The sequence below is a fragment of the Kitasatospora sp. NPDC017646 genome (genome assembly GCF_044329365.1).
In the GTDB taxonomy this organism is placed as follows: domain Bacteria; phylum Actinomycetota; class Actinomycetes; order Streptomycetales; family Streptomycetaceae; genus Kitasatospora.
In genome coordinates this window covers 177960-195341 of sequence record NZ_JBIRJC010000011.1, presented here as the reverse complement: position 1 = coordinate 195341, position 17382 = coordinate 177960, and the positions used below count along the sequence as shown (strand labels likewise).

Sequence of the window (17382 nt, the reverse complement as noted above, 5' to 3'; positions counted from 1 at the left end):
CACCGCGACACGGATGGAGGACCCAGCGGACCAGGTCAGCGGACGATGTAGAGACGACGGACAGGGGCCTCGGGCTCGGGATCCGGAACCGCCGAGGCTGTGTCCCGACCACCGCTGAGGTGGGTGCTCAGCTTGTTGCCGGCCTCGATGTAGTCAGCATGCGACGGGTGGAGATAGCGCTGGGTCGTGGTGATCTGCCCGTGACCAGCGATTTTCTGCAGGACGTGCAGGCGCACGCCGGCGTCGGCGAGCCACGTGAGACCGGTGTGCCGCAAGCCGTGGCGGCGAAGCCAGGGGTAGCCGAGCGCAGTGACGACCTCGTCCCAGTGGGTGGCGTCACGGAGTACGGCGGTGCTGATACGGCCACCGCGAGGGCCGGTGAACAGCCGTGCCATCGGGTCGTGTCCGACGACGGTGAGGCGCCAGGTCACCATGTCGCGGATCTCTTCGATGATCGGGACGGTGCGCTTGCGCTTGCCCTTGGTGCCCTTGTCGGTCAGCCCTCCGGGGCCAGGCGTGGTCTGTCGCAGTAGGTCCCAGGTCCAGTCGAAGCGGTTGATGTCCCGGACCCGGACCCCGGAGACCTCACCGATGCGCGCACCGGTGCAGGCGGCGAAGCGGACGACGTCGCCCCAGATCCGATAGTTGCCGTGGGAGCGGGCCACGAGCGCCTCGGCAAGGGCCTCGAGGGTGTCCCAGTCGGGCAGAGCGAGGGCGCGCGGGTTGTCCAGCTCGTCCTCGTACTGCTTGTACAGGGACTGCCAGCCGGTCAGCCGGCAGGGGTTGAGGTCGATAAGGCCGTCGCGGCGGGCCTGCTCCATGATCCGGACAAGGGGGGCAAGGGTGTTCTTGACGGAGGACTTGCCGACCTCGTCGGAGATCCAAGTGTTCAGGGCCCGGTCGGTGATCCCGTTGGTCATCGACACCACCGGGACGTGGCCCATGGTGGGGACGACACGCAGCTTCCAGCCGGCGCGATAGGGGTCGAGGGTCTTCGGCTCCAGACCGCGCATGGCCAGGTCCCAGTTCTCGTCCCCGTAGTCCGCCAACGTCACGTTCGAGAGCGACGGAACGATTCCACGTTTGGCAGCCTTGCGCAGACGGTCGATCCAGTCCTTCGCCTCGTCCTCGGAGGCAACGGAGTTGGACAACGACTTCCGCCCGCCGCCGTTGGGATCCCACCAACGGACGCGCGCGCGGTAGCGGAAGTCGGGACGGCGGTCCGCCCGGAACTCGATGTCGTCGGTCAGGTCGATCGCGATCGGGACGATCACGGGGGTGTCAGCCAAGCTAGCCGGCCTCCGATTCTGCGGGGACTATTCGTTGGGACAGGAGCCATGCCTGCGTGTCGGGGATGGAGTAGACAACGGTCCGGTTGGCGAGGCGCACGAAGGGAGGCCCTTGTGGGGGCCTGGCGTTGCGCCAACGGCGAAGGGTTGACGGATCGACCTTCAGGAGCGGCGCGAGCTCCTCCGCGGTGTACCAGCCGCTGTGGAGTAGATCGACGGCCGAAGGGCGTGTGGTGTCCTCCCCGTGTTCTGTGGCGGTTCGACCGACAGGCTGAAGGCCGCTCATGCCGCATGCCCTGTGGTGGGGATCGGGCGCGGGGAGAGAGCCGGAGGGCGTGCGGAAGATCGGGGCATGTCGGTGATCCTCGGGGCTGGCTGAAGTGGATGCGAACGGTTAGCTGTCGGCCGGTGCTGGTCTCTCCGGGTCGACGAAGTCGAGTGCGGAGGGCAGGGGCGCTGGCTGGAGTCCGTCTGCCCGCATCTGGTCTCGGACGGCCTTGAGCCGGGTGCAGTCCTCGTGGGCCATGCGGTCGAGTTCGTCTGCCTGGCGGGCCAGCTGCTCGTAGCGGGCCGATCCGAGTGCCTGGCGTGCCTGGAGGCGGCGGTTATGGGCTTCCCGGGTGGAGATCAGCGCGGTACGGACGTCGACGTCGTGCTCGCGGAAGGCGGCGAGTATGGCTCGTGCCGACCCCGACGGTGGCGCTTCGACGAGGTGGTCCTCGCCGGTGACCCATGCCGCTGCCTCCCAGATGGACAGGGTCACCTCGGGCAGTAGATCGACGTCGGTCTGGCTCTCCAGCGGGATGAGCAGTGCCACGAACGGTAGATCGAGGGCGTGCGCGAGGACGAGGGCCTCCTCCACCTTGAGGGAGTCCCGCTGACCCTTCTCGATCTTGGTGATGGTGTTCGCGGCGATCGGCACGCCTCGTGCCGCGCAGGCTGCCGAGAGGTCGCCGGTCGTCATGCCGCGCTGGGCCCGGTGCGTCTTGACCGTCTGGGCGATGCGCGCCGTGAGGGCGGCCGGCCACTGCTCCTTCGATTCTGTCACTAGAGAAGAATACACACGGAATGTTCTTCGTCCAGAGCAGATGTGATAGATGTTTCTCGCACAGAGAACATCGCGTGGGAGGGAAGTTGCCGTGAACGCAGTCCGAACTGCCCGGCCGGGAAAGTACTCGCCGGAAGCTCTCGCTGCCCTCCCGCCGGCGATTCCGCTATCGGTGGCCAACGAGCTGCTCTCGCTCGGCCGGACGGTCGGATACCGCATGGTCAGGGAGGACCGCTACCCGGTCACCGTCGTGGAGGTCGGCGGCAGCTACCGCGTGATCACCGCAGACCTCCTCCACTTCCTGCGCCCGCGTACCTCGCAGAACGCGGCGTAGATGCCAGGAGGAGGACGCTTCGACCGCCGCTCCGTTCCAAGGGGGAGCTCGACCGATGCGACCTGGGCGGCGGTGGCAGGATGGCTGCGTGGCGGATACGAGTAATGGGCCGGCCGAGCTGTTCGACGGCACCGCGCCGTACTACGCGGCCTACCGGCCGCGCTACGACGAGCGGATGTTCACCCATGTCGCCGAGCGCATCGGCCTCGACGGAACCGGGTGGGCACTGGACCTGGGCACCGGCACTGGAGCGGTCGCCCTACCGCTGGCCCGCATGGTGAACTCAGTGATCGCCATCGATCCGCAGCCGGGCATGCTCGCCGAGGCCCGAGCGCTCGCCGCCGCGGACAGCGTGACCAACATCGAATGGCGCCTGGGCGAGGCGGCACAACTGGCCAGCATGGACCTGCCACCGCTCCGGCTGGTGACCGTAGGAGCCGCCTTCCACTGGATGGACCGCGCCGCCGTCGCCCAGGACCTGGATGCCCTCATCGACGACGGAGGCGCGATCGTGCTGGCCTCCGGCGGCGCTCCGGGCGACATCGCCCCGCCGCCCTGGTCGGACACGATCAGGGAAGTCCGGGTCCGGTACCTCGGCCCGGAGCGCCGGGCCGGGCGCGGTACCTACACCCACCCGGCCGAGCGCCACCAGGACGTGCTGGCCCGTTCCCCGTTCTCCCGGATCGAGACCGCGCACTGGGACCGGACGATCGCCCGAACCGCGGACGAGGTGGCCGGCCTGCAGCTCTCCTACAGCTACAGCAGCCCGCGCCAACTCGGCCCGGACACAAAGGCGTTCGTGAACGACGTTCGGGACGCCTTGCTGGCCTTCGAACCGGCGGGCATCTTTGAGCAGACGATCCGCACGGAGGCGATCATCGCCCGCCGCCCGTGACGGAGCCTCCCGTCTGATCCGGCAGCGCGAACTCCAACAGTGGGTCCGTCACAACCTCGCGCCAGCGTTCGCGGTGGCCGACGGTGCGCAGCCGGAAGTACACGGTCTCGCGGCGCTCGTCGTCGGCGGTACCGAAGTGGCCGCCGATGTTGTGGGCGAGCAGGTAGTGGACGAGGACGAGGCTTCCGGCCGTGCCGGTCACCTGGAGCGGGATGGGCAGGTCCACGGGCGGGTAGGGCGTGGCGTCGCGCAGCGCGTCCGCGCCGTGGTGGCGCAGCCACGCTGCCGTGCTCAGGTGCGTGCCTGGCCAGACCCAGAGGTTGCCGCGGTCGCGCTGGCGCTGGTCAGTGAGTAGGAGGCCGGCCAGGACGGTGAACGTGCCGGGGCGGCCGTCGTCCTCGGTGGGGGTGAGGCCGTCGATGTGAGGGGCGCCGGGGCGGTGCAGGTGTGGCGGCAGGGTGAGCGCCAGCTGCGCGACCTCCGGGGCCGGCAGGGCGAGGTCGGGCCGCAGAAACGCGCGGACGGCGTCGCCGATGCCGCTCTCCTCGTAGAGGGCGCGCAGGTCGGCGTGGTCGGCGAGGGCCGGCCACAGGAAGTACGGGCCGGTACGGCCGGGCTCGGGCGGCTGGGCCGCAACGTGCCGCGCGAGCGCCGAGCGCCAGTGGCCCACCTGCTCGGCGGTGAGGACATCGGGCAGAACGCAGTAGCCGTCACGCTGAAATGCCTTGCTCAGAGAGCGAGTTGTCGTCTCCATCCTGCAATGGAAGCGGCAGTGAGCTGGGGTGGGCAACAGGATTTCCACCGCTTGTACGGCGGCGGGCCACCCGTCCGACCGGCACTGAGTCGGGTATTGCTCGCTCGGCGGAGGCCCCGTCTTGGCAGCATCGGGCTCGTCGTTGCCGTCTGTTGACCCCATCCGGCTGTTGACGGTTCCCGCCTGTCGTCTCATGTTGCCTTCTATGTCGCGGCCGTTGCCCAGAGATGCGCCAACGTCAAGGCTGGGGTGGGCGACGGTATCGGTACCGACCACGTGACGGCCAGGCCGACCAAGCCAGTCCGTCCGCTCGCCGCGCTGGGCACCGCAAAGGAGTCTGGCGCCCTGGACGGATCGGCCAAGAGCGCGCGATGTGTCCGACTCGAGACCGCCGCAGGAATCCCGCAGCACATGCAAGAGGAGGCTCGCACGTGACGGATCTTGAACTGATCTCCGAAGTGAATGAACGCGGGTACGCCGTCATCTCGGCGCCCGCACTGGAGGACGACCCGTTCAACGCGCACAGGGACATCGCCCGATCGCTGGGCCTGTCCGACGCCTACACGCCAGTTCTCTACAGGGATCCGGAGGTGTGTGAGGTGGTTGGCCAGGTGGGGCCGTACAACGAGATTCCCCGGGACAGTACCTCGGCACTGCCATGGTCCGAGATGCCAGGACAGCAGTTCCACGTGGACGGCCTGCTGGAACCCCTCGCTGGGATCAAGACCACCGTTCTCCACTGCCTGGAACAGGCGCACACCGGTGGCGAGACGGAACTGTTCTTCTCCTGCGAGGCGTTCCTGAAGCTGTCGGTGGCCGATGAGGACGCGGCGGTGAGCCTGCAGCACCCCGAAGCGTTGACGCGATTTGCGACCATCGCCGTGGCGGACCCCGCGCGCCTTCGCGCCGCAGGGCCGGCCTTCGGCCGGGTCGACGGGGAGCTGGCCACCCGCTTCTCGGACGGGACGACCGAGCTGTGGAACACTCCGGGGAACCCCGCCCTGCAACGGGCGTTGGACTACCTGCGCGGACCGGCGCTCGAAGCGCACTCCGCTCGCATCCGTCTCGCACCGGGCGAGATGCTGATCTTCCGGAACGACCGGGTCTCGCACCGCGGCTGCGCCTACCGGAACGGCGACCGGCCGCGCAGGTTCACCCGCTCCATGTACGGCAGTGCTCCGTACCACCGGACGCTGGACAGGTAGAGCCACGCCCGGCGCCGACACAGGTTCGGACGGTCGGCACAATTCCGAGAACAGGCGTTCAGTCGGAATCGCGCCGACCGTCCAGGGGCACACCCCATCCGATCGGCCGGGCTCGCGACCCGGCTGACAGTCGGTGAGCCTCCTGGACGTCCCGTGCCGTCGGCCCGAACGGGCCGACCGCTCGAGGTCAGGCTGAAATGCTGAGGAACTCCGCGACGGTCGGGACGTGCCGGTGCCGGTGCAACTGTGTGCGCAGGTCGCCGAGTGTGCTGGTAGAGCGGGCTGAGTCGACGCCGCCCATCGCGTCGATGACGTGGTGTCCGATGGCGACGGCGGCGTCGAGTTCGCCGAGCGCCAGATGGGCCTCGGCGCGTCGGGCCTCGTAGATGACGGTGCCGCGGATCTCGCGTTCGGTGTCGTATGGGTCTTCCTGGGTGGCGGCGGCGGTGAAGTGGTCCAGGGCTTTTCGAGGCTCGCCCAGGCTGAGCGCCGAGCTCGCGGCGACTTGGTGGATCTCGCCCCGTGACAGCCAGTACAGGGCAGGCAGGTCGGCCTCGATCGCTTCGGCACTTTCGTATGCCGCGAGCGCATTGTCGATGTGACCGTAGGCAGCGGTGCTCTCGCCGGCCTTGGAGTGGGCTCGGGCCGCGCGGGCGTGGAGCATTGCCCGTACGCGGGGTGAGGAGATCTTCTTCCGGTCGGACATCGCCGCGTCGATCAGGTGGAGCGCACCTCGGGGGTCGCTCTTCTCGGCGTTGTAGCGAAGGTTGGCCCAGAATCCGAGAACGAGGGCGCCCAGGGTCGGGTCCTGGGCGGTGGCGGCGGCGCGCAGGGCGGTGACGAAGTGCCGCTCGGCAGCGGCGTGCCGGCCTTCGTCATAGGCACACCATCCGGCCAACCGGGATGCCTCGGCTGCGACGGCGAACAGTCGGCGGCCGGTCTCCTCGGTGTAGGTGGCGTTGATGATCCGGTCCCGGATCATCTGTAGTTCGAAGACGGCGCCTTGGTAGACCTGCTCGGATCCCACGGTGTCGTCGAGATGCCGAAGGGCGTCCAGGCGAAGTTCGAAGAGCCGGGCGTCGCTCGTGCCGAGCCTGCGGCCGGTGGTGGGGAGGGCGAGTGCGGGATCGGCGGTTTGCCACTGGGCGAGGATCGCCCCGAGCGCGCCGGTGGACGTGATGAGGAAGGCGCGCCGGTCCACGTGACCTCCTAGGTCAGTCAGTGAGAGGACCGTACCCGCTGCCGTCCAGGGCGACTCCAGGACGACGCCATCGTCGTGGAGCGCGAGGTACAGGAAGTCCGGCCAGCCGTACCGGTCGACGTCCGTGAGGTCGATGCCGTGGTAGCGGGCCATGGCCAGCAGCGCAGGCCGTTCGGGGGTCACGCCTTTTCGTGTCCACCGCGTGAGCTTCTCCCTGCGGACGGCCATCGCTCCGAAACCCAGTTCCTGGTGCGCCTGGTCGATCCGCGTGAGGTAGCGCGTGGCACTGAGACCATCGCGGACCAGCAGCGCGGTGAGCGGGTGGACGGACTGCCCGACCTCGACCGCCTTGGCCACGATGTCCTCCCTGCAGTGGTGTCAGCTCCATCTTTGACGATGCATCACGACCGATCAAGTCCTGTGTGTCCGAAGGCAACACGGAGCAACGCGAGGCAGCACGAGGCAACGCGCGGCGCCTTCCGCCACCGCCCTGTGCGGGCGGACAGTAGCGATCCCGCCGGCCTGCCGGCCCTGGTGAGCCCGTCGCGCAGTGAACTCGCGCGGCCGGCGGCCCGCGCCAGTTTGCGGCCACAACGGTTCGCTGCCGCAGCGACCTTGCCGCACACCCGGTCGCACCCGGCGCACTTTGGACGATCCCGGTTCCCGACGACGGAGGCACCGACATGAACTCCACGGCCAGCAGCAAGGGCCAGACCCAAGCCATCGAGGGCGGCAGCGCCGGGTACCTGCGCGCGGACGGTGCCAAGGACAACCCGCTGGTGCTCTCCGGATCCGTCATCCGGCATGACGGGGCCGCCGGCACCCGCGGCTTCGCGGTGGCCCCGGTCTGGCAGCTGCACAGTCCCCAGCCTGCCGCCGACGGGCCGCACATCCTGATCGCCCATGATCTGACGCCCGCTGACACCGCAGCCCTGGACCTCACCCGGATCGCCGCGTTCTGCACGGCCGCCGGAGGCCCCACCTCCCACGCCGTGCAGGTCGCCTACAGCCTCGGAATCCCGACGATCGTCGCGGCCGGCGACTCAGTTCTTGCCGTCCCGGACGGGACGATGTGCGCCCTCGACGGCGATACCGGCACCCTCTACACCGGGCTCGCGGGGAGCGACCTGGCCGCAGCCACCACGCACCGCGACCGCAGCCTGGCCAAGCCGCGGGCGCGAGCCAACGGAGGACACGTCCCGGTCACCCTCACGGGAACGATCACGCGGCCGTCCCAGGCGGCCGAACTCAGCGAGGCCGGCGCCGACGGCCTCGGCCTGCTCGCCACCGAGCTGCTGTTCCTCGGCCGCGAACAGGACCTCGCCGACGAGGAACGGCACTACACCGCCTACCGCGAGATCGCCCGCGCCGTCGGCGGGGCACCCGTGACCCTGCGAACACTGGACATCGGCGGCGACAAGGACATGCCGGCACTCGGCCTGCCCCGCGAGAACAACCCGTTCCTCGGCGTGCGTGGCCTGCGCCTGAGCCTGCGCCGACCGGACCTGTTCCTGCCACAGCTGCGGGCCGCCTACCGGGTCGCCCGTGACGAGGGTGCCCAGTTGCGCCTGATGTTCCCGATGGTCACCCACGTCGAGGAGTTCCTCCAGGCCGCCGAGACGGCCCGCACGGTGCAGGCCGAGCTGGACGCCCCCGCTCTGCCTCTGGGTGTGATGGTCGAGGTTCCGGCGTGCGCCCTGGCCGTCGACCAGTTCGCCGAGCACGTCGATTTCCTGAGCATCGGCACGAACGACCTCGCCCAGTACCTGACGGCCATGTCGCGCACCAGCGCGGACCTCGCCCGTGACATCGACCCTCTGCACGTCGCCGTCACCCGCACCGTGCGGGCGGTGGCCAAGACGGGCGCCGACCACGGCATCCCCGTGTCCGCGTGCGGAGGGCTGGCCGGCGATCCGGTGGGCGCCGTCGTCCTGGCGGCTGTGGGCGTCACCGCTCTCACCGTCGCCTTGCCGTACCTGCCCGAGGTGCGCGACGCCCTCGGCCGCACGGACACCGCCACCCTGGCGACGATCCGAGACCACGCCCTCAGCACCGGCGGCAGCCGGTACCTGCGGGCCTTGGTAGCCGAACTGCTCGATCTCTGAGCAGACCACCACCCGCCTGCCCAGTCTCACTCCTGATGGGCTGCCACATCGTGGCGGCTCGGGAAGGCACCACCATGCCCTCACCTGCACCGTGGCCGATCAGCGTTCTGCTGGTCGGCGGCTGCGGCCACTGGGCCGCGGCCGAGAACCACATCCCGGCCATCCTCGCCCTCCAGAAGAACGGCGTCTCCGTGCGCGTGGCCGCCATCTGCGACCCCCGCGACCCCTACAACCCGGCGCTCCTGGCCCACATGCCCGACCTCGACGCCCTCGTGCAGCGGGACAAGCCCGCGTGGATCAAGCCCCACCCGGGCGAGACATCCGACCGGCTCGAGCACCGCCTGCAGCAGGCCCACCAGGAACACCGCTTCGACGCGGTCATCGTCGCCTGCGACCCCGTCGCCCACTACCCCTACCTCAAGTGGGCCACAGACCAGGGCGTCCACGTCCTGTGTGACAAGCCGATCGTCTGCGTCGAGGACGCCGCCTGGAACCCCGAGCGCGCCGCCGAGATCCACCACCGCTTCGACACACTGCTGCGCGCCCACCGCGCTCGCCCCGGCCACCTGTTCGCGGTACCCCTGCGGCGACGCGCCAACGACGCCTTCCTGCACGTCGGCGAGCTTCTCCGCGAAATCCACGACGACCACAAGCAGCCCCTGACCATGGGGCGCATCGACGTCGCCGGCGGCCACTTCCGCCTCCCCGAGGAGTACGCGCTCGGCAACGCCCACGGCTACACCCACGGCGTGGGGGCGCTCAGCTTCAGCAGCTACCACTACCTCGACGAGCTGACCCGCTACCTTCTGCTCGCCTCCGGGCAGATCAGCGCACTGCGCCTGACCCTGCAGTACGTCCGCCGCGTCGGCGACCACCTGGCGACCGGCCAGAATGATGCCCTCGCCGCCCTCCTGCGGCTCCATTCGGAGGCTGATCTGCCCGCTGCGGACCTCCCCGAGCGCGTCCTCCTGGCCGAGATGGACTTCGGCTTCACCGTGGAACTCCTCGACTCCCGGCAGCGCTCTCACGGCGTCCTCACCTACAGCTTCACCTCCAACTCCCTCTCCAACCGCACCGTCGGCACCCTGGCCCGCGACGTTCAGGACGACGTCGCGTTCCGCGAGAAGGGCCGCATGTCGCAGTACGTCATCGACCTGCATCAGGGCAACCTCCAGCACGTGCGGCTGACCAAGAACGACGCGGTCGGTGAGACGTACACCATCCGCGTCGAGCACCGGCGCAACCCGCTGATCAGCGCCACGGGTCGACTCGAGACCGTCTACGAGAACGCCCACGCCAGCAGCGCCGTCACCCCCCGCGACATCACCGCAGCCTTCCTCGCCATGGCCGCCGGCGGCACCACCAGCGCGGACGTCACCGACAAGATCGCCTTCCTCGACGGCCAGACCCTCACCCACCAGGTCTACGCCGCCATGTACCAGCTGATCGCCACCAGCCACCACGATGCGATCCCCTGCCCGTCGATCCTCGTCGACCTGCCCTGACCCACGGCGCATCACAGACAAGGAGCCGCACATGAACCGCCTCGTCCCCGTCGATCACGGCCTCATCTTCTACCCCCGTGGCGGGTCCGCCCTCGTCGCGAAGAACCTCACCGAACAACTGCGCGCCCAGGGCCGCCCCGCCCGGGTCTTCGCCGGATCCCTCGGCGAGCCCGGGGACTACTCCCACGCGCCCACCTTCTACGGCCCGGCCCACCTGGTGGCCTCCGACTACAACCTCGCCGCGACCACCCACGCCGCCGGGCTGGATCCCCTGGAGATGCCCGTCCCCCTGCACCCCTCCTACGAGGACCGCCCCGGCGTGCCGGACCGGGTCTTCGCCGCGGTCTCCCCCCGCACCAACGCGCACCTCGAGGACTACTGGACCCGGCAGTTCGCCGACCACGGCGCCGGCGAGGGTGGCCTGCTCCACCTGCACCACCTCACCCCGCAGCACACTGCGGCCCGCAGCCTCGAGCGCACCGTCGTGACGACCCTCCACGGCACCGACCTGAAGTTTCTCCAGGGCGCCCTGGACCGTGTGCGTCGAGCCGCCGCCACCAGCCTGAGCGTCGCCGAACTCGCCCGGCGCGAGGAGATGGCCGGCGACCGCACCGAGAACCCGCCAGACGAGCGCTGGCGCAGCTGGGCCCACGCCGAGTTCTGGATCCAGACCCTGCGGGAACACGCCCAGAGCAGCGAGCACATCGTCACCGTCTCCGAGCAGGACCGCGCCCTCGCCCACGAGCTCCTCCACATCCCCGAAGACCGACTCGAGGTCATCCCCAACGGCGTCGACACCAACCTGTTCCAGCCCCACCCCACCCTCGACGACACCGGCAAGCGCACCCTCCTGCACCGCTGGCTGGTCGAGGAACCGCAGGGCTGGCTGCCCGGCCACGGCCCCGGCACGATCACCTACACCCACTCCGACGTGGACCGCATGCTGTGCGACGACGCGGGCAACCGGCGCCCCCTGCTGCTGTGGATGGGCCGCTTCCTGGACTTCAAGCGCCTGGATCTGCTGCTCCACGTCTTCGCCGCCCTCAAGGAGAGCGCGCCGGTGCGCCCGGCCCTGCTGGTGCTGGGCGGCTTCCCGGGCGAGTGGGAGGGCGAACACCCTCACACCCTGGCCGAACGCCTCGGCATCGGCAACGACGTGTACTTCGCGGGATGGCGACCGCACGGCGACCTTATCGACGGCCTCAACGCCAGCGATCTGTTCGTGACGCCCTCCGTAGACGAGCCGTTCGGGCTGGTCTGCCTGGAGGCGATGGCCTCCGCCACCCCGGTCGTCGCGACCGCCAGCGGCGGCCCCCTCGCCACCATCCGGACCCACGGGCCCCGGCCCACCGGGTGGCTCACAGTGCCGGGTGACGCCGAAGATCTGCACGCCACCCTGTTGGAGGCCCTCACCCGTCCCGGGGAGATCGAACGGCGCGGACGCCACGCCCGTGACTTCGTCGTCCAGCACTACAGCTGGCGCACCATCACCGACCGGTACGGCCACATGTACGACAGGGTGTTGGCGAGCATCCGCGCATAGCGACCAGCAAGCTTGGCCGACTGGGCGCAGTGGGTCGGTTCGACCGGGCGTAGGTGACTTGCATGGCTGCGCATTCAGCTCCACCGGTTCCGTTCGACGAGGAGGACTGCCGCCGGTAGCCACTTCACGGGAGGGCGAACGCGATGGCCGGGGCAGCGACACTCGCTGCCCCGGCCATCGCGTTTCGGATCAGGCCGAACCGCGGACGGTCGTGCGGCCCACACTCATGTAGGTGAGGCCGAACGAGGCCATCCGCTGCGGGTCGAGGAGGTTGCGGCCGTCGAAGACCAGGGGACGCGCCATGAGGGCCGCAGCCTGGTCCCAGGCGACGTCCTGAAGCTCCGGCCATTCCGTCACGATGATCGCCGCGTCGGCGCCGATCATCGCCTCCAGCGGGGTGGTGCAGCGCGTGGTCGACGACCAGGGCGCGGTGTCGAGCTGGCGGACCAGCGGATCCCAGCAGCGGACCGCCGCGCCCTCGGAGAGGAGCCGGGAGGCGATGATCGTGCTCGGGGCCTCGCGAACGTCGTCCGTTCCGGGCTTGAACGCGACGCCGAGCAGGGCGACGGTCCGGTTGTGAAAGGCGCCGCCCAGCTCGTCCTTCAGCCGCTGGATCGCGCGCCTCGGCTGCAGGTCGTTCACCTCGATGACGGAGGTGAGCAGCTGGAAGGAGTACCCGGCGTTGCCGGCCAGGGCCCGAAGCGCTCGGGAGTCCTTGGGGAAGCAGGAGCCGCCCCAGCCGACGCCGGGCCGCATGAAGTGCGGCCCGAGCCGGTGGTCAAGGCCGACCGCGCGGACCACGTGTTCGACGTCGGCGCCGGTGGCCTCGCAGATCGTCGCGATCTCGTTGGTGAAGCTGATCTTCGTGGCCAGCAGCGCGTTGGCTGCCAGCTTCACCATCTCCGCCGAGCGGACGTCCATCTCGGCGATCGGGCCGTCCACGCCCTCGTGCAGAAGGGCGACCAACTTCGCCGTCTCGGGATCGTCAGCGCCGATCACCACCCGATCAGGGTGCATGAAGTCCCGCACTGCCTGGCCCTCCGCGGTGAACTCCGGGTTCGACGCGTACCCCACATGCCGGAGACCGGCGCGGTCCATCGCGGCCCTGACCCTGGCGCCGGTGCCCACGGGCACCGTGCTCTTGACCACCACCGCAGCCAGATGACGAGCATCCCGCAGGGTCTCGATCACCTGCCAGATCCTGGACAGATCGGCATCCCCGGAGGGCGTCGACGGGGTGTCCACGCACACGTACACGACGTCAGCGTCGCGGACAGCCTCTTCCGCGTCCAAGGTGAACGTCAGACGGTCGGCGTTCTCCGCGATCAGGGGCGCCAGCCCGTCCTCATGGATCGGAACTCCACCGCTCCGGAGGAGCTCGACGCGCTCCCGCTGGATGTCGCGAACGACGACGTCATGCCCCAGTTTCGCGAAGCAGGCGCCCGTCACGAGGCCGATGTAGCCCGCACCGAAAACCGCGATTCGACGTTGTCCCAGCATCGGTTCGTTCACCTTTCCGGCCCCGAGGCGCCGTGCCTGTCAGCCGCATCTGACCCTAGAGCATGTCGCAGGCTGCGTCCGTGGGATGACGAGCTGGCCACCCGCTACGTCGGGCGGAGGCCCTGCAGGCGTCCGGTCAACCCGGAGCGCCGCCTAAGACTTGCCCTTCCGCTGGCGCTTCGGTTGGCGCTTGGGCTGGACCCGCTTACCGACCGTGCGCACCGAGGGCTTCGGCGCCTGGGTAAGCGTGGCCGTGGCAGCCTGCAGCACAGTGAGAAGCTTGGCCTTGAGTTCCTCGGCCTGCTCCGAGGTGGTGGCGTCGGCGGGCGTTTCCAGCAGGTGCATCTTCAGGACGGCCAGCATGTCCCACTCCCAGGGGCCCCGCTGACGCGGGCCGGGGATCAGGCGGACGTAGTCCTCGCCGTACAGGTCGGCGAGCAGAGCAAGCGCGTCAGCGTCGCTGACGTCGTTGACCTGTTCGCGTTCCGGCGCGCCGGTGGCCACGCTCTCTGCGCGGCGGACCTCCTTCAACAAGGCCAGCCGCAGGTTCTGCTGCATCGCCACGCGCCCGCCAGCGCCGCCGGCAATCCACGCCGCCGCTGCCGCGGCGATGACGTAATCCACCGGCCCGACTTCATCGCCGCCGGAGAGGTCCATCGGCTCCCTGCCGGGAGGGAAGGTCGCCAGCTTCTGCAGGGCGGCGTCGCGGAACTCCGCGGGCGCGAACGACTCGATCAGCGGCCGGGCGCCTTCCACCACCGCCTCATTGAGGAGGGGGCCGTGCTCTTCGATAGCCGTGAAGCCGTTGTTGACGACGCGCAGCGCCTCGGTGACCGCGAACTTGTAGCGCGGCATTGGATACGGCGAACGTCCTGGATCGTCGTCCCAGGTGCCGATCCGGTCCACCAGCGCGGCGAAGGTGTCCGGCTCCTCGTCGACCAGGGCGATGACGCCGCGCAGCGCCATGCCGCTCATCCGGCCCATCCGCTCAACCAGCGGACGGGGCAGCTGGCTCATTAGATCGTTCACCGAGTTTCCCTCCCGTAGCTTTCGGTGGCGCCGTGATGTCCGGCCGAGCTGCTGGGAGCCGACGACCCCGGAGAACGGCGTCCGGCGGGCCAGGTTGGGACCAACGCCGAAATGAGCCTATCGCGCGGTCGGGTCGCCAGCCGGGTCGTTCGGGGTGGCAGGTGGGGAGCCGGGCCGGCTGCGTCCGTCCGTGTGGCTAGCGAGCTGGCCGGCGTCGATCTCCACCGCGCCGTCGAGGTCGTCGAGGTCGACGACGTATGTGGCGGGGGGCACCGCGATCTGCAAGGTCTCGCGGTCCAGCCTCCAGGCGGGGCGTCGTGCGAAGCCGGCACGGCCCTCGTACGGGCCGGCCGTGACGCGGATGCGCTGATGCTCGGTGAAACCGTCCTCCAGGACTGCGTGGACGGCGGTGGCAGCGCGAGGGACGCACGCTTTGATGATCGGGTCGGGCCGGCCGCTGCGGCGGCTGCCCTGGAGGTCGGGCCCGGAGCCGGGCCCGTGGTCAGGGCCGTCGTGTAGTCCGCCCGCACGCGGGTCCTGCGGGCGGTTCGGGTCCTGCAACCGGTTCAACCGGTCCCACCGCCGGGTGATGGGGTCGGCTCTCCTCTGGTCGGGCGACCTGAAGCTGAGTCGTGGGATCACGTCGTGGCCGGTGTTCTGGAGCGTTTGCTCCACCAGGTCGATGAGGTGCTGGTCGTCCTGGAGGTGGAACAGCACGGTCCACCACGACACTTCGGCAACTGGCTGTCGTTCGCGTAGGTGGAGGGCGTAGAGGGTCATCGCGATGACGTCCCGGACGGCGGCAGAGCCCGCGGCATCGTCCGATCCCTCGTGGCGGGGGACGGTGAGGGTGGTGGCCCGGCGGACGGCCTCGCGCCACTGCAGCGTCCTCTGGCGCGCGGCCTCCGGGTCAAGGGATGCGGTTGGCGGGTTGGGCTGCACGGCGGTGGTGATGGCGCCCAGGGTGGCCCAGTCGCAGACCGGGTTCGCCATGAGGTCAGCCAGCCGGTGCACCTCCGGCGCGCCGACTGGGCTCAGCTCCAGTCGGTCCTGGAGGTCGTCGAACTCCCTGTCGGTCAACGCGACGCGGACGACGCTGCGGCGGGCGGAGGTGAGGTGGCTGTCGTTGCGGAACGCGCTTCCGCGCAGGCGGTCGGAGTCGAGGAAGAGGCTGAGCCCTTCCACGAGGAACGACCAGGCGCGGTCGGTGTTGCCTCCGCCGGCGCGCACGTTGTTGGTGACGGTGGGAAGGCGCAGGAACTCGCGCGTTTTCCCCCGTGCGGCGGCGGGACTGGGGACAAGGACGACCTCGGTGTCCGTCCACGGTTCCCGCGGGTGGTAGACGACTACGCTCAGCAGGCCCGGGTGCGCGAGGACGGTCTCCTCGCTGCGAGAGAGGTCCTGGTGTCGAAGGCGGGCGCGCAGGATCCACCAGGAGATCGGCTCATCGGCATCCTCCTCGCGGCACACCCACTCCACTCGGGCTTCCTCCAGCACCGTGCCGGCCGTCAGCTGTTCCACGGACCAGCCGATGAACGCTGCGGAGTTGGCGACGAGAAGCGGCACCTGGCGATGCCCGGCGGCCCGTTGGTGTCCTCGGCCGACCCGGCTCAGCGCTGCCTCGACCGCCCCAGCGATCGTGGGCGCAACGCCGACGCGGTGGGTCCGAGCCCAGGAGGGTGTGTCTTCGGGGGTCGGAACACGTCCCGGGGCGGCTATGAGGGTCAGGCGCGCAGGGTGGTGAACGGCGTCGGCTGGCCGGTCGGGCGTGAGCCGAGGCGGGGAGGAACGGTCGTCGGGTTCGAGGGCGATGATCTCGTCGGCCCAGCCGGCGGCCGAGTCAACCCACCGCTCCTCCTCGGCGCTCAGCGCCTGACCGTGGAGCGGCCGGGCCAGGAGGACGACCATGCGTCCACCGCCCTGCCACTGCCGAAGGCGCTCCACGGCTTCGTCGTGCCAGGCGGGCGACGGACCGGCGGCGGCCAGCAGCACGGTGGCAGCCCACTCGGTGGGCAGCGGCTCGCCCGCGTGGATGACGACGAACCGGCGGTCCCACTCGGGCAGCTTCTCCACGTCGCCGGGGGCAATGTCGGCACTTTCGCGGCGGTCGTCGAAGTCGACCCGGAAGGTCGCGGGGGTGTCGGTGCAGGTGCGCTGTTCGTCGTCGGTGCCCCAGGTGACTGCGCTGAGACGGCCGGTCCGTCCGGCATGGACGCCGTCAGTGACCCGGACGTGGGCCCACAGGCTCAACGCTCCGCTGGCCGGCAGGAGAAGCCGGTCGACTTGGCTGGTCAGCTCGCGTACGGCGTGCTCGAAGACGGTCATCCCGCTCGACCGGTATCTGCCGTACACGTCCTCGGTGACCATGTCGGACGGCAGGGTGTCCTCCAGCGGCACTCCGTGCTGGGCGTTCAGCGCGTGCCAGAGCTTCCAGATCGTTCCCTCCACGGGGGGCGGGCCGGTGAACGGGCCGTAGTCCTGGGCGTGCTCGAGCAGCCGTGCCTGCGTCAGGTCGGCCAGGCCGGTCCCGACCGGCCTGGTTCCGTCCTCCTCACGTGCTGGGCCGGGCAGCAGTTCGGCGAGGGCTCGGTGCAGGCGCCGCGGATCGGCCAGGCGGTAGCGGACGGACCGCAGGGAGAGCTGGTCCATGGCGCCGCCGTCCTGAGCCGCGATCAGGTAGTAGATCAGGGCGAGGACATCCCGTACGTTGCGATCAACACGCTGGAACTCGCGGGCCTTGGCCCGGGCGTCATCCCACCCTCTCCCACCGTTGCTGACCATGCATCGATCCTAGGCGGTGGGGCCCTGTTCACGAGTTTCAGCGCCGGTTCAGCACTCTGGGGGGCACCCCGTCAGCGCGGTATTCGATGTGCACGTGCTTCGACAGCACGCCTACCGGTCCGGCTTCATGCGGCGGTGAGAATCATGTCCCCGCCGGGCAACTCGATTTGAGGCATCTGCGTCAGATCGCGCA

The 17382-nt window shown here is 69.9% G+C and carries 13 protein-coding genes; 6 read left to right on the top strand and 7 right to left on the bottom strand.

Translation table 11 applies throughout. The features are described 5' to 3' along the window. Window positions 1-35 precede the first annotated feature (35 nt). Window positions 36-1289 carry a tyrosine recombinase XerC gene (gene xerC, locus ACH4J0_RS19750; protein WP_396241736.1) on the bottom strand — a complete coding sequence of 418 codons (1254 nt, stop codon included), beginning with the start codon at window positions 1287-1289 and terminating at the stop codon, window positions 36-38. 394 nt (window positions 1290-1683) lie between these two features. Then, window positions 1684-2337: a helix-turn-helix domain-containing protein gene (locus ACH4J0_RS19745; protein ID WP_396241734.1), complete on the bottom strand. Its 654-nt coding sequence runs from the start codon at window positions 2335-2337 to the stop codon at window positions 1684-1686. A 172-nt stretch (window positions 2338-2509) separates the two neighbouring features. Between ACH4J0_RS19745 and ACH4J0_RS19740 the strand changes: the two genes are divergently transcribed. Together ACH4J0_RS19740 and ACH4J0_RS19735 are read left to right on the top strand one after the other, a co-directional pair. After that, the gene (locus ACH4J0_RS19740) at window positions 2510-2671 is read left to right on the top strand and encodes a hypothetical protein (protein WP_396241732.1); all 162 of its coding nucleotides are present in this window, start codon (window positions 2510-2512) and stop codon (window positions 2669-2671) included. 88 nt (window positions 2672-2759) lie between these two features. Beyond that, window positions 2760-3566, top strand: a complete 807-nt coding sequence (locus ACH4J0_RS19735) for a class I SAM-dependent methyltransferase (RefSeq protein ID WP_396241730.1) — start codon at window positions 2760-2762, stop codon at window positions 3564-3566. On the opposite strand, the gene ACH4J0_RS19730 is transcribed toward ACH4J0_RS19735, so the two are convergent. Further along, window positions 3547-4320 (bottom strand): phytanoyl-CoA dioxygenase family protein, encoded by a 774-nt coding sequence (locus ACH4J0_RS19730; protein ID WP_396241728.1) that lies wholly within the window; start codon window positions 4318-4320, stop codon window positions 3547-3549. The two genes, ACH4J0_RS19735 and ACH4J0_RS19730, sit on opposite strands and share 20 nt — an antisense overlap. 431 nt (window positions 4321-4751) lie before the next feature. On the opposite strand from ACH4J0_RS19730, the gene ACH4J0_RS19725 reads away from it, so the two are divergent. After that, window positions 4752-5525 (top strand): TauD/TfdA family dioxygenase, encoded by a 774-nt coding sequence (locus ACH4J0_RS19725; protein ID WP_396241726.1) that lies wholly within the window; start codon window positions 4752-4754, stop codon window positions 5523-5525. A 187-nt stretch (window positions 5526-5712) separates the two neighbouring features. Here the strand turns inward: ACH4J0_RS19725 and ACH4J0_RS19720 are convergent, their stop codons facing one another. Then, a complete protein-coding gene (locus ACH4J0_RS19720; RefSeq protein ID WP_396241724.1) occupies window positions 5713-7083 on the bottom strand; it encodes a transcriptional regulator in 1371 nt (456 codons plus the stop codon). Window positions 7084-7409: 326 nt separating this feature from the next. Between ACH4J0_RS19720 and ACH4J0_RS19715 the strand changes: the two genes are divergently transcribed. The 3 genes from ACH4J0_RS19715 to ACH4J0_RS19705 all read left to right on the top strand — a co-directional run bounded on the left by ACH4J0_RS19715 (window position 7410) and on the right by ACH4J0_RS19705 (window position 11879). Further along, on the top strand, window positions 7410-8831 hold the full coding sequence (locus ACH4J0_RS19715; protein WP_396241722.1) for a putative PEP-binding protein: 1422 nt from the start codon (window positions 7410-7412) through the stop codon (window positions 8829-8831). 74 nt (window positions 8832-8905) lie between these two features. Next, window positions 8906-10336 carry a Gfo/Idh/MocA family oxidoreductase gene (locus ACH4J0_RS19710; RefSeq protein ID WP_396241720.1) on the top strand — a complete coding sequence of 477 codons (1431 nt, stop codon included), beginning with the start codon at window positions 8906-8908 and terminating at the stop codon, window positions 10334-10336. A 31-nt stretch (window positions 10337-10367) separates the two neighbouring features. Then, on the top strand, window positions 10368-11879 hold the full coding sequence (locus ACH4J0_RS19705; RefSeq protein ID WP_396241718.1) for a glycosyltransferase: 1512 nt from the start codon (window positions 10368-10370) through the stop codon (window positions 11877-11879). Window positions 11880-12068: 189 nt separating this feature from the next. Here the strand turns inward: ACH4J0_RS19705 and ACH4J0_RS19700 are convergent, their stop codons facing one another. The 3 genes from ACH4J0_RS19700 to ACH4J0_RS19690 form a co-directional block, all read right to left on the bottom strand. Beyond that, window positions 12069-13379, bottom strand: coding sequence for a UDP-glucose dehydrogenase family protein (locus tag ACH4J0_RS19700; RefSeq protein WP_396241716.1), 1311 nt, complete (start codon window positions 13377-13379; stop codon window positions 12069-12071). A 153-nt stretch (window positions 13380-13532) separates the two neighbouring features. Beyond that, entirely contained in the window at window positions 13533-14408 is an 876-nt protein-coding gene (locus ACH4J0_RS19695; RefSeq protein WP_396241714.1) for a hypothetical protein, read from the bottom strand. 117 nt (window positions 14409-14525) lie between these two features. Beyond that, window positions 14526-17189 carry a hypothetical protein gene (locus ACH4J0_RS19690; RefSeq protein ID WP_396241712.1) on the bottom strand — a complete coding sequence of 888 codons (2664 nt, stop codon included), beginning with the start codon at window positions 17187-17189 and terminating at the stop codon, window positions 14526-14528. Window positions 17190-17382: the final 193 nt, after the last annotated feature.